The organism is Subsaxibacter sp. CAU 1640 (assembly GCF_023156585.1).
In the GTDB taxonomy this organism is placed as follows: domain Bacteria; phylum Bacteroidota; class Bacteroidia; order Flavobacteriales; family Flavobacteriaceae; genus JBPOFM01.
This window is the reverse complement of the sequence record NZ_JALNMI010000005.1, coordinates 363,288-384,387: the sequence shown is the minus strand read 5'-3', so window position 1 is coordinate 384,387 and position 21,100 is coordinate 363,288. Positions and strand designations below refer to the sequence as shown.

Below are 21,100 nucleotides of genomic sequence, written 5' to 3'. Positions count from 1 at the left end.
TTTACTTCTTGTGTTTGGTTTGAGTTTCACAATGACTTCGTTCTCTCAAACTTCAAAAAAAATCCGCATTGAGTATGCACCATTTGCAAACTCTGATTCTTTAAGAGGTCCCGGTGTAACTGTCTTCACAAGAGATAATATGCAGCAAGTTCATTTTGCGCACGAAGGTATCGATATGTGGTGCGACAGAGCTGTATATTATGAAAAGGAAGATTTCATAGAAGCCTACAGCAATGTGGTTATGAAGCAAGGCGACACTGTAAATATGAATGCCAAATATGTTGAGTATAGTGGAAAAACCCAATTGGCCTTCGCAGGTGGCAACGTCATTTTGACCGAACCAAAATCTACATTAACAACCGATACGCTTCATTTCGATAAAGTGAAGCAACAAGCCTATTACAATACAGGTGGAAAAGTAGTGCGTGATTCTTCAGGAACGATTACCAGCAGAATTGGTCGTTATTATATGAGCAATAAAAAGTACCAATTTGTAAATGAGGTGGTTTTGGTCAACCCTCAATACACCTTGAACACAGATCGTCTTGATTTCTATTCTGAAAATGGCCATGCTTATCTTTATGGTCCTTCAACCATTGTGGGTGAAACAAGCACCATCTATTGTGAAAGAGGATTTTATGATACAGAAAATGATACAGGTTATTTCGTAAAAAAATCAAGAATCGATTATGACAGTCGCATCATTGAAGGCGACAGTATGTATTTTGATAGAAAGATTGATTTTGCATCAGCTACCAACAATATCAAAATTACCGACACCATCAATAATAGTGTGGCAAAAGGTCATTATGCCGAAGTTTGGAAGGCAAAAGATTCGGTCTTCATTACTAAACGCGCACTTCTAATCTCGGTTCAAGAAAAAGATTCGTTGTATATGCATAGCGATACTATTCGTGTCAACGGTCCTCCAGAAAGCCGAATTACACGCGCCTATTACAATGCAAAACTTTATAAAAGTGATTTAAGTGGAAAAGCTGATTCCATTCACGCAGACCATAAAACCGGTTTGACACGATTGATCAATCTAGCGCGTTTTTCATCTACAGATGCCTTCAGTGGCAAGCGCAATCCAGTATTGTGGAATATGGGAAATCAAATGACAGGCGACACCATTCACCTCATTGCCAATCCAAAAACCGAACAATTGGATTCACTTCTCGTTTTCAATGACGCCTTCGTCATCAGCAAGGACACTCTTGGAGATGGTTATAGCCAAACAAAAGGGCAGCGACTTATAGGATTGTTCAAAGACAATGAGCTTTACAATATTGATGTCATCAAAAATGCAGAAGTCATCTATTTTATGCGTGATGATAAAAATGAACTCATTGGAATCAACAAATCAAAATCTGCCAGTATCAATATGCAGATTGAGAACAATGAGATTGTCGAAACGCGCTTCATCAATCAGGTAGATGGTGACATCTATCCTGAATCTGAATTCCCGGAAAACGCCAGAAAATTGAGGGGTTTTGTATGGCGTGAAGAAGAACGACCTAAAAGCGTTGAAGATTTATTCGTAGACGACCCACCTTTAAATTTACCAATAATTAAGGGGCTTGGTGAATATATTCCTCAAGAAGAATTTTTTGATGAAGAATTGATGCAACGTGTTGAAGACGCAAAACCGAAAGACGCAAAAGAAGATGAAGTCTCCAAAGCTTCCAGAAATATTCCGGAGGAAGCCATCAAAAAGAATGACTCGATAAAGTCAGCCAATAAACTTCCGTCTAAAAAAGTGCTTAAAAAGGAGAAATAATGTCAGAAGATTTTTTGAAATATCAAGCACAAACCACGCCACATCCATTGGCAATGGAAATTTCGTATGCGGAAGGCTCTTATATATATGACACCAATAATAAACCTCATCTCGATTTTGTGGCAGGTGTTTCGGCGTGTACTCTAGGGCATAGACATCCAAAGGTTGTTAAAGCTATCAAAAAACAATTGGATAAATATCTTCACGTAATGGTTTATGGCGAGTATATCCAAGAATCTGCTGTAGAATTGACAAAATTCTTGGCAAAACAGTTGCCAGACTCGTTGGAAACTACTTATCTCACTAATTCGGGAACCGAAGCCATTGAAGGCGCCTTAAAATTGGCCAGAAGAGCCACTGGAAGAAGTGAAATCATTGCTGCCAAATACGCCTATCACGGCAACACGATGGGTTCTATGAGCGTAATGGGTTACGAAGAGCGGAAACAAGCTTTTAGACCATTAGTACCAGATGTACATTTCATTGATTATAATGATTGTGATCAAATACAAAATATCACTCGTAAAACAGCTGCAGTAATTCTCGAAACCATTCAAGGAGGTGCCGGATTTATCGAACCCAAAGGGAATTATCTTGCCAAAGTAAGAACACGCTGTGATGAAGTAGGTGCTTTATTGATTTTAGATGAAATTCAGCCTGGAGTGGGTCGTACAGGTAAACTTTTCGGATTCGAACATTATAATTGTGTGCCAGATATTTTAGTAACGGGAAAAGGACTAGGTGGTGGTATGCCAATTGGTGCGTTCACAGCATCAAGAGGAATGATGTCCACTTTAAAAGATCATCCAAAACTTGGTCATATTACTACTTTTGGAGGACATCCTGTGATTGCAGCCGCAGCATTGGCAACCCTTAAAGAAGTGACCGAAAGTGATTTGATGGAGAAAGTACTCGAAAAAGAAAAATTATTCCGTCAACATTTGGTGCATCCTTTGATTGAAGACATCAGAGGAAAAGGATTGATGCTTGCAGCCATATTGCCATCGGCAGAACTTGTGAATGAGATAATTCTGACCTGTCAAAGCGAAGGATTAATTCTATTTTGGCTACTTTTTGAGCCAAAAGCCATCCGAATTACACCTCCCTTAACCATATCAAATGAAGAAATTATAGATGGATGCGACATTATCCTATCTGTTCTGGATAAAATTTCAAAGAAAATTAAAAAATAATATTACTTTTAAATCATTGTAAATCAAATTGTAAAACCTTAAAAATCATTTGTATTAAATGTCTGTTAATTAATTTGTTGAAAACATTAGCCCTATATCCCCGAATTTCCTGATGATAACATTAAATTTATTTCAACTAAACTTTACATCTGCTTATGGAGTTCAGTCAAAGTGACGACCACAACAATCTTTCCCTGACAAAATTTGAGTCAATGTTAAAAACAAACAATGTTCTGTTTTTTGACTCTGGAGAATTTGAAAACATTATTTATCACTATCTCGAAATTGGCAAAATAGCTTTAGCTAAAAAGGCCATTAAGATGGGACTGGGTCAACATCCGACGTCTGTTACCTTGAAATTGTTTCAGGTAGAAATTTATGTTTTGGAAGATAAATTGCAGCAAGCTGACAAATTGTTGGATATGTTGTATTTACTAGAACCAGCAAACGAAGAGATTTATATTCAAAAGGCAAGTATTCTATCAAAACGTGACGAGCACCAAAAGGCTATTGATACGCTGATGATTGCCCTTCGATTGATAGACAGTGAAGACGATGAAGCAGATATCTACGCACTCATTGGGATGGAATATCTCTTTATGGACCAATTCGAAAATGCCAAAGATTATTTTATAAAATGTTTGGATCTTGACAATGAGGATTATTCTGCTTTGTACAATATTATTTATTGCTTCGATTTCCTTTGTTTAAATTCCGAAGCAATAGAATTTCTAAATCAATATTTAGATAATAACCCTTATAGTGAAGTAGCTTGGCATCAACTTGGAAAACAGTATTGTACTCTAAAAGATTATAAAAGAGCATCAGCTGCATTTGATTTTGCGATTATTTCAGATGACACTTTCGTGGGTGCATATTTAGAGAAAGGAAAAGTTCTTGAAAAACAAAGAAAATATCATGAGGCCATAGAAAATTACAAAATCACTTTGGCTTTGGATGAACCTACATCTTTTGCATTGCTACGCATAGGAAATTGCTATGATAAGTTGGAAAATTTTGATTTAGCAGTGCAATATTATTATAAAACTGTTCAGGAAGACCCTCTTTTAGACAAAGGTTGGATTGCTATAACAAAATTTTATAACAAACAGCATGATTATCAAAAAGCGCTGTATTATATCAATAAAGCAATCAATATTGACTGTGAAAATGTGCTATATTGGAAATTATATGCACAAATAAATCATCGGTTAAATTTTCTGGAGGAAGCTGAAAGAGGCTATAAAAAAACATTAGATCTTGGTAATTATGAATTGGACACGTGGTTATCTCGTGCTGATATTTTGATACAATTGGGAGAATACGAGGCATCTGCATTAAATTTAATTCAAGGAGCCGAATTTTATCCCGAAACTGCTGAAATCGAATATCGTCTTGCTGGGATTTATTATTCACTTTTAGAATCAGAAAAAGGCTCCTATCATTTGAAAAACGGTTTATTGTTGAATCCGGAATTTCATTTTATAATTGAAGAGTTGTTTCCAAATGTTTCGAAAAATATTTCGGTACGAGCAATTATTATGACGGCAAAAAAATCTTCGAACTAACTCATCATAATTTTTGTGTTTCAAACTCGCAACAAATTTTATTGTATTGTGTTATGCTTTCTATAAGTAGATTGCTTTAGGAAACAATACAGCTATCTCATCAAATAAATCTCACAAAATTACATACCTTTAGCGTTCTTATTTTATAACAATGCAAAGACGTTTTACAGATTATGCAATTATTTCCCTCAAAGGCATTGCTATGGGAGCTGCGGATGCCGTTCCTGGTGTTTCCGGAGGTACGATTGCTTTCATTTCTGGTATTTATGAAGAATTAATTTCCACAATAAGTGGTATCAATTTATCACTTTTCAAAACTTTAAAAATTCATGGTGTCAAGGCTTTTTGGACACAACTGAACGCTAATTTTCTGTTGGCTCTTGTTACTGGAATTCTCATAAGTTTTGTGTCTTTTATGCGATTGGCAAAATATCTGATTGAAAATCATCCCGTTTTGATATGGTCGTTCTTTTTTGGATTGATAGTAGCCAGTGTTTATTTTGTAGGTAAGCAAATAACAAAATGGAATATCGCCACCATCATAATGTTTTTGTTTGGGACCATAGCCGCTTATTACATTTCTCAACTACCATCTATGGCAGACAGTGATAGTTCTCTGTTTTTGTTTTTTGCGGGAGCTTTGGCCATTTGTGCGATGATATTACCCGGAATTTCCGGAGCTTTCATCCTTGTTATTCTTGGTGCGTACAAAACTTTGAGCGATGCACTTCATGATTTTGATTTTAAGAAAATCCTCATTTTTGCAACTGGCGCTTTGGTTGGCATTTTAAGCTTCAGCCATATTTTAAAATGGCTATTTAAAAATTACCATAATATTACCCTAGCTTTATTGACTGGATTTATTTTTGGTTCTCTCAATAAAATTTGGCCATGGAAACGTGTTTTGACCTGGAGAAAAGATTCAGCAGGTATAGATATTCCATTGGTTGAGAAAAGTATCGCTCCTTTTAACTATAAAGGCGACCCGCAACTAACTTTTGCCATTTGCTTGATGTTGGCTGGTTTTTTGACTATTTTCATACTCGAGAAATTAGGAGCCAAAAAGAACTAAAATGCAAAGCACAAGAACATTTGCGGACAGATTTTTTCTAGTCATTAAAGGACTTGGAATGGGTGCCGCAAATAAAGTTCCAGGTGTATCTGGTGGTGTGGTGGCATTTGTAGCAGGCTTTTATGAAGAATTTATCTATTCTCTTCAGAAAGTCAATAAAACTGCTTTTAAACTACTTTTCAACGGACGTTTTAAATCCTTTGTCAATTATATCAATGGACGTTTCTTGGGTCTTTTGTTTTTTGGAATGGTTGTAAGCTATTTCAGTGTTTCAAAAATTCTCGATTATTTTCTGAAGACCAATGAACTCTATGTTTGGAGTATGTTTTTTGGGATGATTATTGGCTCTATTTACTACATCAACAAAGATTTTAAAGTATGGAATTACAAGACTGTTTGCTCGCTTATTATTGGTGTGCTTATTGGAATCGGAATCAGTTTTCTAGATCCAGCAAAAGAAAATGACAATTTATGGTTCGTGTTTTTTTGCGGTATTATCAGCGTTTCTGGGATGACTTTACCAGGTTTTTCAGGTTCTTTCATTCTAATTTTGCTTGGTAACTACGTGTTGCTGTTGGTAGATTCTGTCAATGCACTTTCGGATACATTCTATGAAATTATGGTTGGAAATTTTGAGTTCATTCATAATCCTGTCAGGATAAGATTGCTTAAGGTGTTAGTGGTTTTCACACTTGGTTCTGTTACCGGTTTGGTTTCCTTCTCACATATATTGAGCTATATTCTCAAACATCACAAAAATGTCACTATTTCTGCCATCATCGGTTTTATCGTTGGCAGTCTTGGTGTTGTTTGGCCATGGAAAAAGACCATTTATAAGCTTTCAGAAAGTGGAGATTTTCAATATGATTCAACTGGCTCTAAAATTGTTTCTAATTACGAAAGATTTATTCCTCAACTGAATAGTGAAACCTATTATGCAATTGCTTATATTGCATTAGGAATTCTGATAGTGTTAGCTTTGGAATGGTATGGTCAAAAAACTAGAAAATTGAATGCCTAACTTCGGATTGATAGGCAAAAACATTTCGTATTCATTTTCAAAAACCCACTTTACGGCCAAATTTGAAAATGATGAGCTCGATTATTCCTATGAAAATTTTGACATTCAGGACGTTTCACAATTCCCATCGATCCTAAAAAACAATCCAAATTTGTTAGGATTGAATGTTACAATTCCATATAAAGAAAGTATCATTCCTTATCTAGATGAACTGAATGATGTTGCTAAAGAAATAGGCGCTGTAAACACAATAAAAATTGATTCATCAGGAAAACTGAAAGGCTATAACACCGATTGTTATGGCTTTGAAAAATCATTACAACCTTTAATTAATCACCATCATCGAAAAGCATTGATTCTTGGAACTGGTGGAGCTTCAAAAGGTGTAGCATATGCTCTAAAACAACTTAAGATTCCATTTGATTTCGTTTCAAGGAATGCAAATAGTGAAACTAAATTCACTTATAAAGACCTTAACGAAGACATTATTAAATCTCACCAAATAATCATCAATTGTACACCAGTTGGCACACATCCTAATGTCAATGAGTGTCCAGACATCCCTTATGATGCCGTTACGAAAGAACATATTCTTTATGACTTAATTTACAATCCGATACAAACAAAATTTCTAATCTGTGGCGAAATAAAAGGAGCAACCATCACCAATGGCTTCAAGATGCTTGAACTACAAGCTGATAAGGCTTGGGAGATATGGAGCATGGCCTGAACGCCTTCAAATATGGTTTTCGCTTTGTAATCTAATGAGTTGTTAGTATCTTTAGCCTTTAATGAAAATTTGAACCAAAACATTGCAAAAATGTCAGAGAATGATAACCTGCAGAATGCAGACGGAAAGCAGAATGATGACTCTTCTGAAAAGATCTTACAACCTTCTGAACCCTTAAATGTTGATCACAAAAATAAAGCAACATTAAATGAGCAAGAAGCTCAACAAAATTCAGAAGAATCTCCAGTTGTAGATGAAACTGAATCTAACGATGAAGCCAAAGAATCGGTAGTTGACGCATCTGAAAGCTCATCTAATGACGCTGAAGACACTCCAAAAAAGGTAAAAAATCATGTTGATGAGATTGATGAAGCCAACGCAGAAGACGCTGAAGATACAGACAATGTAGATAGACATGCTTTGGAAGATAAAGATTACCATTCAATGTCTTTGGAGCAATTGGCTGATGAATTTGAAGGTCTATTGAAAAACAAAAAGGTTCAAACCATTAAATCTCATGTAGATGAAATAAAATCAGAATTTAATGCCAAGTTTTCTGAAATTCTGGAAGAGAAAAAAGAAGATTTTTTGGCAGATGGTGGCAATGAAATCGATTTCTATTTTACCAGCCCTGTCAAAAAACGCTTTAATTCACTTTACAACGACTATAGAAAAAACCTGAATGCTTATTACAAAGCATTGGAATCTAACCTCAAGTTAAATCTTGAAAATAGGCTCGAAATCATTGAAGAAATCAAAGGTTTGATAAATGTCGAAGAGAACATAAATACCACCTATAAACACTTCAAGGATTTACAGGAACGATGGAGAAATGCTGGGCCTATTCCAAGAGATAAGTATAACAATGCTTGGAATTCGTACCATCATCATGTAGAGATTTTCTATGACTTTTTACATCTTAATCGCGATTTGCGCGATATGGATTTCAAGCACAATCTAGAGCAAAAGCTTAAAATCATTGAGCGAGCTGAAGAGTTGGCCCAAGATGACAATACCAATAGAGCTTTCAGAGAGTTGCAAGTTTTGCACAAAATGTGGAAAGAGGATTTAGGTCCCGTGGACAGAGAGCATCGTGAGGATATCTGGGAACGATTCAGCAATGCGACCAAGGCGATACATGACAAGCGTCAGGCATATTTTGCAAATATTGACCAAATCCATGAAGAGAATTTGGTGAAGAAAGAAGAAATCATTGCCAAGATTGATGACATTGCAAAAGACGATGCCAACTCACACCAAGCATGGCAAAAGAAAATTAGAAAAATTGAAGAGTTGCGTCAAGATTTCTTCAAGGCTGGAAAAGTTCCGATAAAAGTCAATGAAGAAACTTGGTCTAAATTCAAGACTGCTGTTAGAACTTTCAATAGAAAGAAAAATGGTTTCTACAAAAACTTAAAGAAAGATCAATACGATAATTTACAAAAGAAACTAGACCTCATCAAAATTGCTGAAGACAACAAAGACAGTAAAGATTTTGAAACTGTCACACCTTTGATGAAGAAAATTCAGGCTGATTGGAAAACGATTGGTCATGTTCCTAGAAAAGATAGCGACAAGATTTGGAACCGTTTTAAGGCCGCTTGTAATCATTATTTTGACCAAGTTCACGCCGAAAGAAAAGCGGAAAATCAGGAGCAATATGACGCCTTTGATAAGAAGAATAAGCTTTTGGATTCATTGAAGGACTTGAAATTATCAGGAAATGCTGAAGCAGATGTTGAAACCATCAAATCTAAAATCGAAGAGTGGAAATCTCTCGGGCAAGTGCCTTTTAACAAACGCTTTATAGAAGGCAAATTCAATAAAACTTTGGATAATCTATTCAGTAGTTTAAAAATGGACAAGTCTGAAGTTGAAATGATCAAATTTGAAAACAAACTAGAGCATCTTGCCCAGCCTGATGATACACGATTGTTAGACAATGAGCACAATTTCATCCGTAAGAAAATTGATGAGGCAAAAAGCGAAATCAATCAATTGGAAAACAATCTTCAATTCTTTTCAAATGTGGATGAAACAAATCCACTTGTAAAAAATGTGTTGAAGAGCATTGAATCTCACAAAGAAAATCTAGCTGTTTGGGAAGAAAAGCTAAAGAAAGTTAAAGAGCTTTACGAATAAGACACAAGATTTTTATACCTTATTATGAAGAGAAGTTGCCAACAAAGCAGCTTCTTTTTTTGCTGTATTCAATTATGAAATAGCTATAAAATCAAATCCCATCCACCATTGGTGAATGGGATTTTGACCCCTAACTAAACTAAATTTTTAATCTTAACTATTACCGCTTAAAATAAAATTAAGATTACCTACTTATGATTATGAAACTAAAGCTAGTTTCATTATATCTTATATACGTATCGTCTTACAAGTTTGGATTACCAACTATAAAAAAATCTTCATTTTTTTTATTCAAACAAATCAAAGCACTGAAATTCAATTTGTTCAAAAATAAAATTTTAAATGTTTTTTGCTTCATTCCAGAAGACATCCATCTCGGTCAACGTCATATCCGATAATTTCTTATCTAACTCCTTTGCTTTTGATTCAAGATATTGAAATCTCTTTATGAATTTTTTATTGGTACGTTCCAAAGCATTTTCTGGATTTATCTTTAAAAACCGAGCATAATTAATCAGCGAAAATAGCACATCGCCAAATTCGCTTTCCATCCTATCACGGTTTTGGGCATCAGCCTCTTCTTTAAATTCCTGCAACTCCTCCTCCACTTTTTCCCAAACTTGATTCGGTGCTTCCCAATCAAAACCAACACCAGCGGCTTTGTCCTGAATACGATTCGCCTTCACCATTGCTGGCAGACTTTTCGGCACTCCTTGTAACACGCTTTTTTTTCCTTTCTCTTTGAGCTTAATTTGTTCCCAATTCCGTTTGACGTCTTCTTCATCATTCACGCTCACATCTCCATAAATATGAGGATGGCGTTCAATTAATTTATCAGAAATGGTGTTACAAACATCAGCCATATCGAAAGCATTGGTTTCACTTCCTATTTTGGAGTAGAACACAATATGCAACAGTAGATCACCAAGCTCTTTCTTGACCTCATCTAAATCATTGTCCAAAATAGCATCACCCAATTCATACACCTCTTCAATCGTTAAATGTCGAAGTGTTTCTATGGTCTGTTTTTTGTCCCACGGACACTGTGCACGAAGCTCATCCATAATAATGAGCAATCTCTCAAATGCCTTAAGTTGTTGTGTTTTATCAGTCATATTCTTGGTTCAAGACTCCAAAAATACGACTAATGAAAGAGTTCAGAAAGACATACTGTGATGTTTCTGTAAACAATTTATCAATAAAAAAGATAGATTATTCTTCTTCAGAAGAAGCTTCAGTTTCCTGATTTTCGGCACCTTCTTCTAAAGCGTTCAATAAGTTGTGCTTTTGCAGCAAGTTGTACCACTGTACAATTTTTTTGATGTCACTTGGATAGACGCGGTCTTCGTCGTAATCTGGCAATACTTCAAAGAAGTATTCTTCCAGTACGCTTTTATCATCTTTATGGCTGATAGACGTGGCTTCACCGTTTTCTTTGGTTTTGATTTTCTTGAAAACTTCGCGCAAAGGCAATTCTTCCTTCAAAGTGTACACGGCAATTTCGCTCAAAACGCTCACATTGCTGTGTGCATTTACTGTTATACGTTTGTTGTCCAATAAAGATTCGGCAACGAAACCACTGCGTGTAGGTGTAACCACTTTATAAAGTCCTGGTTTACCAGAAATGGAAAGAATTTTGTCTAAACTCATAAAATATTTTTTTGTTTGAAGTGAGCAAATATAATTGTTTGCTTCAATTGTGATTAATTTTTAACGTTTCTTTTTCATGTCGGGAAAACGCATTCTGTAATCGACATCTATTTTACCTTTTGAAATATTTCCCAATCGTCCCTTGATCAATCGCTTTTTAAAGGCTGAAAGTTTATCGGTGAATAAAATTCCTTCAATATGATCGTATTCATGCTGAATGACGCGAGCTATGAGTCCGTCGAAGGTTTCAGTATGCGTTACAAAATTCTCATCTTGATATTGTATTGTAATGACCGGCTTTCTAAAAACATCTTCACGAACATCAGGAATACTCAAGCAGCCTTCATTAAAAGCCCACTCATCACCAGATTCTTCAAGAATTTTGGCATTTATGAATGTACGCTTAAAGTCTTTTAGTTTATTTTGTTCATCTTCCGTCAAGTCTTCATCTTCAGCAAAAGGGCTTGTATCGACCAAAAATAAACGAATAGGCAAGCCAATTTGTGGAGCAGCCAAGCCAACACCATAAGCGCCATACATCGTTTCATACATATTGGCAATCAACTCCTCCAATTTCGGATAATCTTCAGATATATCTTGGGCTTTTTTCCTTAAAACAGCATCGCCATAAGCGACAATAGGTAAAATCATAAACATTGAAATTTTGAGTTGCAAAAATACAAATCTTGCAAGGATTTTGGCTCACTCCATAGAAAAGATTGAGAAATCAGCTTTGTGAAGCCATATAACTTTGAAGAATGATGGTTGCACTGATTTCATCAACCAACGCTTTGTTGCGTCGTTGCTGCTTTTTCAAACCGCTGTCTATCATAGTTTGAAATGCCATTTTAGAAGTAAAACGTTCATCGACCCTTGCAATGGGAATCTCTGGAATCGATTTAGAAAGTTTTTCCATAAATGCTAGAATGGCTGGCTCGCTTTCAGAAACCTTATTGTTCATTTGTTTTGGTTCGCCAATAACAAAAAGCTCCACATTTTCTTTAGAAACATAGGCTTTCAAAAAAGTCAATAGGTCTTTTGTATCTACAGTTGTTAAGCCAGATGCGATGATTTGGAGTTCATCAGTTATTGCAATTCCTGTACGTTTTAGTCCGTAATCTATAGCGAGTAATCTTGCCATTCATTTTTTTTCAAAGATACTATAAAAAAACTCCTCTCGAGAAGTGTCGAAAGGAGTCAAAAATATATTACAATGATTTTAATTATCCCTCTTAATTAAATGTAAAACCACCTTTTATGCATTCAGACACCTTTTTTTCTCCCAAGTCACACAAAAAAATAGATTATCAGACTATCTTTGTGAAAATTGAAAAATCACGATGAAACAACTTATCCAAAACATAGAAAATGCATGGGAAGACCGTTCCCTTTTGACTAATGAAGTAACCATAGAAAGCATCAGAAACGTTATCGATTTACTAGACGCTGGAACACTTCGTGTTGCAGAGCCAACTGAAAATGGCTGGCAAGTGAATGAATGGGTCAAAAAAGCTGTGGTAATGTATTTTCCTATCCAAAAAATGGAAACTTGGGAAGCTGGGATTTTTGAATATCACGATAAAATTCCATTAAAAAAGGATTATGCCAATAAAGGAATCCGTGTGGTACCAAATGCCGTGGCGCGTCATGGTGCTTACATTTCAAAAGGAGTCATTATGATGCCTAGCTATGTGAACATTGGCGCTTATGTTGATGAAGGCACAATGGTTGATACTTGGGCAACTGTTGGTAGTTGTGCGCAAATTGGCAAGAATGTTCATTTATCGGGAGGTGTTGGCATAGGTGGCGTTTTGGAGCCACTACAAGCCGCTCCAGTTATCATTGAAGATAACGCATTTATAGGAAGTCGTTGCATAGTAGTTGAAGGTGTACGAGTTGAAAAAGAAGCGGTTTTGGGAGCAAATGTGGTCCTCACAGCTTCCACAAAAATTATAGATGTTACTGGTGATGAACCAAAGGAAATGAAAGGTGTTGTACCAGCCCGTTCGGTTGTGATTCCAGGTAGTTACACCAAAAAATTCAATGCTGGAGAATATCAAGTGCCTTGTGCCTTGATTATTGGAACTCGCAAAGAAAGCACCAATAAGAAGACATCGTTAAATGATGCTTTAAGGGAATATAATGTAGCTGTTTGATAAGTTGTTGGTGGTCAGTATTCCATTTGAAGTCTACAGGTTTTTGTTAACAATGCAATATTGAAAGAAACTAACTGAATATTGCTGACTGCTGACTAAAGGCGAAGCTTCCGTCCCGCCCTTCTGATTTTTTTTCGGTCAATCTTTCTCTGGAATTGCCTACTGTATTTCAGCATGAGCGCATGCGTTTCGTCATAGGTTTTATTGTAAAGTGCGGCGTATTTTTCAGACATAATCTTAACCATCGTTTTTGAAAGCCACAAACGCCTAAAATTATGCATTCGTTTATCAAAATCCATCGGCCCAAAGCTCATCCGATTTAAATCTATCAGATAAAAATCATACTTATGGTCTCCTTTTTTAACAATCAAGGTATTTCCTGGAGAATGATCATAAAAGTTGACATTATTTTCGTGTAACCTAAATGTGAATTCGGTGAATTGCCACAAAATGTTGACTCTATCTGGGAATTTCGGCTGATGTATCAAATCCCTAAAATCAAAATCATAGTCAATATGCTTGCTTATATAATAACTTTCTGTCAAACCGACCGTTGAAAACACTTCAATATAAGCAATGGGAAATGGCGTAAGAATGTTTGCATCCAACAATTTTTCAGCATATTTAAATGAACGTTTTGCCTTTGACTTTCTGATAAATTTATAGACAAAAGCATTGAAACCATTCGGGATTTTAAAGGATTTTATGTTGATTTTCTCCCCATCAATTTTGAAACTTTTGATGGTATTGCGGTCGCCTTGCAAGACGTCTTGTCCTTGGCGTTCAAAATGAGCAATACATTCCAAGACTTTCGCCTTCTTTGACTCGTAATCTGGATGAAAATGCATTACTTGTTTTGTTTGACTCATATATTTTCAAAGATATATCAATTGATATTTTAATAAAAGTAGAAATTATAATACTTTGCAGTTAGATTCAACCTTAAAAATTTGATTCCCGCTTATGCGGGAACTGTTATGAAAAAAATACTGGTCATTCAGAATAAACGTATTGGAGATGTGCTATTGGCTTCGCTGATTGCTTCAAACATCAAACAGGTTTACCCGAATTCTGTAATTGACTATATGGTATATGATTACACGACAGGTGTCATTGAAAATAATCCGAATATTCAGAATATCATCATCATCAACGAAAAGGAATTAAAAAAAATTCCGAATCTTATAAAGTTGATTCTGAAAATCAGAAAAGACAGATACGATATTATTTTTGACCCTTACGCCAAGCTTCAAAGTCGTTTGATTTGTCTATTTTCCAAAGCAAAAATTCGTGTAGGTTTTAAGAAAAGAGAAAAAGACCCAATTCTAGATTTCTACACGCATTCCGTGGGATTTCTAAAAGAGAAGAGTAAACCTTGTGGAAAAGCCATTGAAGATAGAGTTCATTTAGTAACATCTATTTTTGATGTTGAAAACCCGGTTTATGAGCCCAAAATCTATCTTTCTGAAAAGGAAAAGCAATACAGTAAACTCTCAACTTATCACAAACCCGTGATTATGTTTGGTGTTCTTGGTAGTACACCTCAAAAATCAATGCCTTACAGTTACATCACTCAATTAGTGGATTTCATTACAGAAACTTATGATTGCTACGTGCTTTTCAATTATGCACCAGACCAAAAAAGTGATGCATTGGAAATTTATAATCAATGCAAAAACCAGTCGAGCATCATAATGGATATTTATGAAAATAGCATCAGAGGTTTTATCCAATTGATGAATAAATGCACGTTGTTGGTTGGAAATGAAGGTGGTATCGTTCATATTTCAAAAGCATTGGACAAACCAACTTTTACTATTTTTTCGCCGTACGTTATGAAAGATTCTTGGGCGAGTTTTGAAGATGGCAAAATGCATACTTCAATTCACCTACTGGATGAACATCCAGATTTGTATTCAGAAGATAGAGAGGTCAGAAGAAAAATAGAAGAAGACCCAAGTTTTATGTATAATAAGCTTACGCCAGAACTGATTATTCCCAAACTATCGTCGTTCCTCAACTATCATCTTAAAGAAAAGAAAAATGAACATCATTGATAAATTTCACAATTGGCGACGAAAATTACGCTGGAACAAGCAGTATAGACGGGGACGCTGGAACAATCTCAAAGGCGATATTGAAAAGGTGAGATATCAAACCATTATTGATTTAATATCTGAATTTGCAGTAGAAAATCCGACGGTTTTAGATTTGGGTTGTGGCGAAGGTATTTTGTGCGAACGGATGAATACTTCTCAATATGCTCACTTTGTTGGAATGGATTTTTCATCTGTATCGATCAAAAGTGCGCAACAATTGAATTTGCCCAATTCAGAATTTATATGTGCCGACATTCATTCGTATACGCCTCAACAAAAATTTGATGTAATTGTCTTCAACGAAGTGTTTTACTACATTCATGATACAGAAAAGCAAAATGTCCTGAACAGAATGATGGATAATTTAAATGAAAATGGTATCATTATAACTTCGATTTATAGAGAAGGTTTGGGATGTTGGAATCATTTTGATGATAAAATGAAACAGCTAAAATTCACAACCATAACTACGCAAAACGAAAAAACCTATTGGAAAATAGGCGTTTATAAAAATTAATCTTATTTGTCAATACCAAATTCTGTCCAAACCTTCTTTTGAAGTTTGGTCTGCTTGCGGATGTCTTGATTCCTTGATTTTTGTTCTTCCGTTGCATATCCTCTTTCATGATGAAGATGTATGCAAACAGCGCTGTATCTAATTTGCGTGGCATTAACACCTTTGTTCATCAAGCGTTCACCCATTTCTCTATCTTCACCTCCATACTGCATTCGCTCATCAAACCCGTTTACTGATAATATATCCTTTTTAAACCCGGAAGCATTCATACCATCCCATGTGGCTTTGGTTGGTGTAAATATATTTAAAGCCCATTCCTTCAAACCTGTTGAAGTTAACTTGTTCATTTTAAAAGATGGTTTCATCCCTTTTTGAACCAACCAATTCTTATCAAAACAGAACTGTTGAACGATATCTTCTTTGGTGATTTCTTGCGAAATGGACAATGGCAACTTAAAATAACCTCCTGATAAAAAGTGGTTCGCTTTTTTTAAGGAATTATGTTTATAAACAAAATCATTGCGAGGAATGCAATCGCCATCGGTAAAAATGAGATACTCACCTTCGGAAGCTAGAATGGCTTTATTAAGGATTTTCGTTTTCTGAAACCCATCATCTTCCTGCCAAATATGTTTTATTTTCAATTCTGAATCGTGTTCAAACGCCTCAATCAGATTTTTTGTTTCAACTGTAGAGCCATCATCTGCTATTACAATTTCAAAATCTTTTAAAGTTTGCTGTTCATAACCAATCAAAACCTTGCGCAACCATTCTGGCTGATTATATGTGCTTATGATGACTGATGTAGAAGTTGTTGGCACTAATTATTTTTTTACGATGCCATAATCTGTCCAGACTTTTTTCTCTGTTTTGACGTCCTTCCGTATTTGAAGATTTCTTTCAAGCGATTCTTTCGTCTTGTAACCTCTTTTGTGATCCAGATGCAAACAGATAGCTTGATGACGAATTTGTTTTGTTTTGATTCCGAAGTTTTCCAAACGCTCACCCAACTCCCTATCTGGTCCTCCATACTGCATACGTTCGTCATAACCGTTTATGGCAATAAGGTCTTTTTTCCAAGCGGAAGAATTGCAATTGTTGAACGTTGCGCCTGTAGGTGTCACAAAATCCAAAACAGTCGCCAAGGTTGTTCCTGCGGATAATTTTATGGATTGCTTTGCACCTAACTTATCCTGTTGCTTCAACCATTTAACATCAAAACAGTTTTCATTTGCAATATCATCAACGCCTATTTTTTGGCTTAAAGGCATATTCAATTTGCAATAGCCACCAGACAAAAAATAACCTTCTTCAGCAAATTTGGCATGAACAGCTACAAAATCCTTACGAGGAATGCAATCACCATCCGTAAACAATACGTAATCAAAAGCACATTCTGTAATGGCAATATTTAAGATGCGTTGTCTTCTATAACCTTCATCCTCGTGCCAAATATGTCGCAATGGCACAGGATAATCCTTTTGATAGGATTCAATAAGTTCTCTAGTAGTGTCGCGCGAACCATCATCCGCCACTATCACTTCAAAGTTATCATACGTTTGATGTTTGTAGCCTTCAAGCACCTTACGGAGCCATTCTTCGGAATTATAGGTACTGACGATAACGGAAATCTGTAAATTAGTCATTTTCAAAAGTTGTTGCGACTGCAAATTTAAGCATATAAATACAAATAAGAGTTTAATTTCGTCGTCAGTAGATAGCTAGATTTATGTAATTTTGTGTTGCAAACCGTTCAGATGAAAACTTTAAGCGTCATCATTCCCACTTTTAATGAAGAGCATTATCTCTACAGAGCTCTGTATTCTGTAAAATTTGCAGATGAGATTATCGTCGTCGATTCTTTTAGCTCTGACAAAACGGTCGACATAGCCAAACAATTCAATTGCAAAGTCGTCAATCGAAAATTTGACAATTTTTCGAGTCAAAAGAATTATGCCTTGCAATATGCCACCTGCGATTGGGTGCTTTTTCTTGATGCCGATGAACGCATCACTTACAACTTGCAACAGGAAATCATTAAAGCGATAAACCACGGAAAGCACACCGCTTACAAGTTGAATTTTCCGCATTTTTTTATGAATCGATTTTTGTTTCATCACAGCAGCAACGTCACTCGTTTGGTTGTAAGGGAAAAATGTCGTTATGAAGGCAATGTTCACGAAAAATTGATCGTTGATGGAAGCATCGGAAAACTGAAAAATCCTGTTTTGCATTACACCTACAAAGGCTTGGAACATTATATCAAAAAACGAGATGTATATGCGTGGTTTCAAGCAGAGCAGTTACAGGAAAAAGGTAAAAAAGTGACTTATTCGCACTTAATTTTTAGACCCTTTTTCAGGTTTTTCAGCAGCTATATTCTCAAACGAGGCTTTATGGATGGCATTCCAGGCTTGGCAATTTCCGGAATCAACGCTTACGGCGTATTTTCAAGATATGCGAAGTTGATGCTCCTTCAAAAAAACTTAAAATAGTTTTAGTTTTCCAAAACGCAATTTCAGTTTGAATTTCGCCAAAGAGTCTTCTCCTTTGATGTCAATGCGTTGTACTTCATACTTATTTTTGAAAGGAAAAGAATTCACTCTGTTGCCGATTCGTAATCCATAAGTTATTTGATGGTCTTCAAGGGATTTGAAGAATTCATCTTGCTTCGGATTTGTGCGAGGATATTTTCCAAAAGGATAGGCTAAAACAGGCTTTACAGATAACTGGTGCTGCTTCAAATAGGATTGACACGCTTCCAAATCAACTTTAGTTTCGTCAATAGACATTTCTTTATAGTTGTTATGACCAAAAGAATGCCAACCCAATTCAATGATCGATTTATCTAGGCTTCTTAATTGCTCCACTGACATAACTTGCTCCGAATTAGTATTCCAAGAATCCAGGCCACCAACATATTTAAAAGGCACAAAAAAAGATGCCTTAAAATTGTACTTTTTCAGCAATGGGTAAGCCAATTCCAATTGATTGATATAGACGTCATCAAATGTGATTATCACTGACTTTTTTGGAAGTTTATTTTTACCGTCAAACTGTGACAATTCAGAAAAATGAAAGGTTTGATACCCTTCTTTTGAAAGGTAAGCCAATTGTGCTTCAAACATATCAACAGCTAACGTAAGACCCTTGCTGTCATTGAGATGTTGACAGATACTGTGATACATTAAAATGGGTAAACGCGCCATCTGTAAAGGTTATCATCAAAGCAAATGCATTTTTTGCCAGCTTTTGAAGCTTTAAAAAATGAGTTTCACTACTTTTGTTCACAAATCTACATAATTTTATTTCGATTGAATGATCAGTGCGCTTGCCATCACATACAATGAAGAAGAACACATAGAGCGTTTTATCAAAAGTCTTTCATTTGCTGATGAAATCATCATTGTAGATTCTGGCAGTACCGATAAAACCGTTGCAATCGCCAAACAATTGAATGCGACCGTTTACCATCGGACTTTTGACAATTTTTCGACGCAGAAGAATTTTACCCTGGAAAAAGCTACGCACGAATGGATTGTTTTTTTTGATTTGGATGAAATGATTTCTGAAGAATTGGCATCTGAAATTCAAAGCAAAATCGCATCGAATACTAACATTTCAGCTTATAAAGTAAAACGGAATTTTCATTTTATGGGTAAACGCATCAAGTACAGTGGCTTCCAAAATGATGCTGTCATTCGGGTTTTTAAAAAATCGGAAGCGTCTTACGGTGAAAATTTGGTACACGAAATTTTAAACGTTAAAGGAAAAACTGCAACACTTAAAAATACATCTGACCACTATTCGTACAAATCATTTGATGCTTACAATGAGAAATTAACGCACTATGCCAAACTACAGGCAGAAATGCTTTATCGAAAAAACAAAAGACCAAGCTTATTTCACTTTTTTATTCGGCCGTTGTGGCGTTTCAAGCATCAATATGTAATTAAATTGGGTTTTTTGGATGGGAAGGAAGGTTTTATATTGGCTTATTTGAGTGCATTTGCCGTGTTTAAGCGCTATTTGTTTTTGTGGACCAAGTATAGACATATCGACTAAATGAAGCAGGTTTTTTTAGAATCTCATAATATCAAAAATCCGCATTTCGGGTTTGGGCAATTCAATTATCATCTGGTAAAGGGACTTTATAATGCCAATATTGAAGATTTCAAAATGACCCTACACGTTAAAGATTCAAGCTCGTTGAGGAAAGAATTTGGCGACTATTTTAACTACAAAAAATACTATTCTTTCAGGCGCTATCCATTTTTTCAAATTCGAAAAAAATACGCGGTTTGGCACTCAATGAATCAAAATATCAAAATTGAACCTCACCATTCGATTCCTTATGTGTTAACCGTTCACGATGTAAATTTTATTGACGAGGTTTCGAATGATTTAAATCACGACGTCAACGTTCGATTTCAGAATAAATTGAACCGAAGTAATGCCATAACTTACATTTCGGAATATGCAAAGGTATCCACACATCAGTATTTTAAAGTTCCTGATGTTCCCGAATATGTTATTTACAATGGCAACCCGATTATAGACATCAATCTTTCTGAAAATTTTATCCCTACGTTGACAACAGAACGTCCTTATTTGTTCAGCATTGGAGAATTTACCGAGCGAAAGAACTTTCATACGTTGCTGGAAATGCTGACTCATTTACCCGAATTTGACCTTATTTTATCTGGAAATCATGAGACCGACTACACCAACTCAAAACTTTTACCAATCATAAAAAAACTCAATTTAGAGAATCGTGTTCATATCACTGGAAAAATTGGTGATTTGGCAAAGCAATATTATTTACAGAATTGCACGGCGTTTGTATTTCCATCACTGCGTGAAGGCTTCGGAATTCCACCTATTGAAGCAATGCGTTTTGGAAAGCCTGTTTTTTTATCGAATAATACGTCTTTGCCTGAAATCGGAGGAAAAGATGCGTTTTTTTGGAATCATTACGAACCAGAATACATGGCTAAAATTGTTGAAGACGGTTTGAATGAATTTAGTAAGAATAAAGACATTTTATCCCAAAAATATATTGAGCACGCAAAAAGTTTTAATTGGAATGAAGCTGCCAAACAGTACGCGGAAGTTTACAGGAGCCTGTTGTAAACCGTGCAACTTTATGTAGTTTTACAGTTAGAAAACCAA

Annotated in this window: 21 protein-coding genes; 13 read left to right on the top strand and 8 right to left on the bottom strand. The window is 35.6% G+C overall.

The window, feature by feature from the left end; all coding sequences use genetic code 11:
• Nucleotides 1-31 precede the first annotated feature (31 nt).
• The 7 genes from M0G43_RS14210 to M0G43_RS14180 all read left to right on the top strand — a co-directional run bounded on the left by M0G43_RS14210 (nt 32) and on the right by M0G43_RS14180 (nt 9,506).
• Nucleotides 32-1,780 (top strand): OstA-like protein, encoded by a 1,749-nt coding sequence (locus M0G43_RS14210; RefSeq protein ID WP_411039893.1) that lies wholly within the window; start codon nt 32-34, stop codon nt 1,778-1,780.
• Nucleotides 1,780-2,973, top strand: a complete 1,194-nt coding sequence (locus tag M0G43_RS14205; protein WP_248027502.1) for an aspartate aminotransferase family protein — start codon at nt 1,780-1,782, stop codon at nt 2,971-2,973. Before M0G43_RS14210 ends, M0G43_RS14205 begins: the two co-directional genes overlap by 1 nt.
• A gap of 155 nt (nt 2,974-3,128) precedes the next feature.
• The gene (locus tag M0G43_RS14200; protein WP_248027501.1) at nt 3,129-4,541 is read left to right on the top strand and encodes a tetratricopeptide repeat protein; all 1,413 of its coding nucleotides are present in this window, start codon (nt 3,129-3,131) and stop codon (nt 4,539-4,541) included.
• Nucleotides 4,542-4,692: 151 nt separating this feature from the next.
• Nucleotides 4,693-5,613, top strand: a complete 921-nt coding sequence (locus M0G43_RS14195) for a DUF368 domain-containing protein (RefSeq protein ID WP_248027498.1) — start codon at nt 4,693-4,695, stop codon at nt 5,611-5,613.
• 1 nt (nt 5,614) lies between these two features.
• Nucleotides 5,615-6,634, top strand: coding sequence for a DUF368 domain-containing protein (locus M0G43_RS14190; RefSeq protein WP_248027496.1), 1,020 nt, complete (start codon nt 5,615-5,617; stop codon nt 6,632-6,634).
• Nucleotides 6,627-7,364, top strand: a complete 738-nt coding sequence (locus tag M0G43_RS14185; RefSeq protein ID WP_248027494.1) for a shikimate dehydrogenase family protein — start codon at nt 6,627-6,629, stop codon at nt 7,362-7,364. Before M0G43_RS14190 ends, M0G43_RS14185 begins: the two co-directional genes overlap by 8 nt.
• A 90-nt stretch (nt 7,365-7,454) precedes the next feature.
• Nucleotides 7,455-9,506: a DUF349 domain-containing protein gene (locus M0G43_RS14180; protein ID WP_248027492.1), complete on the top strand. Its 2,052-nt coding sequence runs from the start codon at nt 7,455-7,457 to the stop codon at nt 9,504-9,506.
• Between the two features lie 338 nt (nt 9,507-9,844).
• Here M0G43_RS14180 and mazG read toward each other — a convergent pair whose 3' ends face one another.
• From mazG to ruvX, 4 genes are all read right to left on the bottom strand, one after another.
• Nucleotides 9,845-10,621 carry a nucleoside triphosphate pyrophosphohydrolase gene (gene mazG / locus M0G43_RS14175; protein ID WP_248027490.1) on the bottom strand — a complete coding sequence of 259 codons (777 nt, stop codon included), beginning with the start codon at nt 10,619-10,621 and terminating at the stop codon, nt 9,845-9,847.
• A gap of 97 nt (nt 10,622-10,718) precedes the next feature.
• On the bottom strand, nt 10,719-11,156 hold the full coding sequence (locus tag M0G43_RS14170) for a DUF5606 domain-containing protein (RefSeq protein ID WP_248027489.1): 438 nt from the start codon (nt 11,154-11,156) through the stop codon (nt 10,719-10,721).
• A 60-nt stretch (nt 11,157-11,216) separates the two neighbouring features.
• Nucleotides 11,217-11,807 carry a peptide deformylase gene (gene def / locus M0G43_RS14165; protein WP_248027487.1) on the bottom strand — a complete coding sequence of 197 codons (591 nt, stop codon included), beginning with the start codon at nt 11,805-11,807 and terminating at the stop codon, nt 11,217-11,219.
• A gap of 76 nt (nt 11,808-11,883) precedes the next feature.
• Entirely contained in the window at nt 11,884-12,297 is a 414-nt protein-coding gene (ruvX, locus tag M0G43_RS14160; RefSeq protein ID WP_248027485.1) for a Holliday junction resolvase RuvX, read from the bottom strand.
• 199 nt (nt 12,298-12,496) lie between these two features.
• Here ruvX and M0G43_RS14155 point away from each other — a divergent pair, with 199 nt between their 5' ends.
• The gene (locus M0G43_RS14155) at nt 12,497-13,312 is read left to right on the top strand and encodes a 2,3,4,5-tetrahydropyridine-2,6-dicarboxylate N-succinyltransferase (RefSeq protein ID WP_248027483.1); all 816 of its coding nucleotides are present in this window, start codon (nt 12,497-12,499) and stop codon (nt 13,310-13,312) included.
• A gap of 95 nt (nt 13,313-13,407) precedes the next feature.
• On the opposite strand, the gene M0G43_RS14150 is transcribed toward M0G43_RS14155, so the two are convergent.
• Complete coding sequence (locus tag M0G43_RS14150; RefSeq protein WP_248027482.1) at nt 13,408-14,181, bottom strand: lipopolysaccharide kinase; 774 nt, start codon at nt 14,179-14,181, stop codon at nt 13,408-13,410.
• A 108-nt stretch (nt 14,182-14,289) separates the two neighbouring features.
• Here M0G43_RS14150 and M0G43_RS14145 point away from each other — a divergent pair, with 108 nt between their 5' ends.
• Both M0G43_RS14145 and M0G43_RS14140 read left to right on the top strand, forming a co-directional pair.
• The gene (locus M0G43_RS14145) at nt 14,290-15,369 is read left to right on the top strand and encodes a glycosyltransferase family 9 protein (RefSeq protein ID WP_248027480.1); all 1,080 of its coding nucleotides are present in this window, start codon (nt 14,290-14,292) and stop codon (nt 15,367-15,369) included.
• Complete coding sequence (locus M0G43_RS14140) at nt 15,356-15,928, top strand: class I SAM-dependent methyltransferase (RefSeq protein ID WP_248027478.1); 573 nt, start codon at nt 15,356-15,358, stop codon at nt 15,926-15,928. The genes M0G43_RS14145 and M0G43_RS14140 overlap by 14 nt, the downstream gene beginning before the upstream one ends.
• 2 nt (nt 15,929-15,930) lie before the next feature.
• Here M0G43_RS14140 and M0G43_RS14135 read toward each other — a convergent pair whose 3' ends face one another.
• Together M0G43_RS14135 and M0G43_RS14130 are read right to left on the bottom strand one after the other, a co-directional pair.
• Nucleotides 15,931-16,749, bottom strand: coding sequence for a glycosyltransferase family 2 protein (locus tag M0G43_RS14135; RefSeq protein WP_248027476.1), 819 nt, complete (start codon nt 16,747-16,749; stop codon nt 15,931-15,933).
• Nucleotides 16,750-16,752: 3 nt separating this feature from the next.
• Nucleotides 16,753-17,574, bottom strand: coding sequence for a glycosyltransferase family 2 protein (locus M0G43_RS14130; RefSeq protein ID WP_248027474.1), 822 nt, complete (start codon nt 17,572-17,574; stop codon nt 16,753-16,755).
• Between the two features lie 111 nt (nt 17,575-17,685).
• Here M0G43_RS14130 and M0G43_RS14125 point away from each other — a divergent pair, with 111 nt between their 5' ends.
• Entirely contained in the window at nt 17,686-18,423 is a 738-nt protein-coding gene (locus M0G43_RS14125) for a glycosyltransferase family 2 protein (RefSeq protein WP_248027472.1), read from the top strand.
• Here M0G43_RS14125 and M0G43_RS14120 read toward each other — a convergent pair.
• Nucleotides 18,415-19,137: a polysaccharide deacetylase family protein gene (locus tag M0G43_RS14120; protein WP_248027470.1), complete on the bottom strand. Its 723-nt coding sequence runs from the start codon at nt 19,135-19,137 to the stop codon at nt 18,415-18,417. The two genes, M0G43_RS14125 and M0G43_RS14120, sit on opposite strands and share 9 nt — an antisense overlap.
• A 109-nt stretch (nt 19,138-19,246) precedes the next feature.
• On the opposite strand from M0G43_RS14120, the gene M0G43_RS14115 reads away from it, so the two are divergent.
• Both M0G43_RS14115 and M0G43_RS14110 read left to right on the top strand, forming a co-directional pair.
• Nucleotides 19,247-19,993 carry a glycosyltransferase family 2 protein gene (locus tag M0G43_RS14115; protein ID WP_248027468.1) on the top strand — a complete coding sequence of 249 codons (747 nt, stop codon included), beginning with the start codon at nt 19,247-19,249 and terminating at the stop codon, nt 19,991-19,993.
• A complete protein-coding gene (locus tag M0G43_RS14110; RefSeq protein ID WP_248027467.1) occupies nt 19,994-21,061 on the top strand; it encodes a glycosyltransferase family 4 protein in 1,068 nt (355 codons plus the stop codon). It abuts the gene before it with no gap.
• The last annotated feature ends 39 nt before the right edge of the window (nt 21,062-21,100 follow it).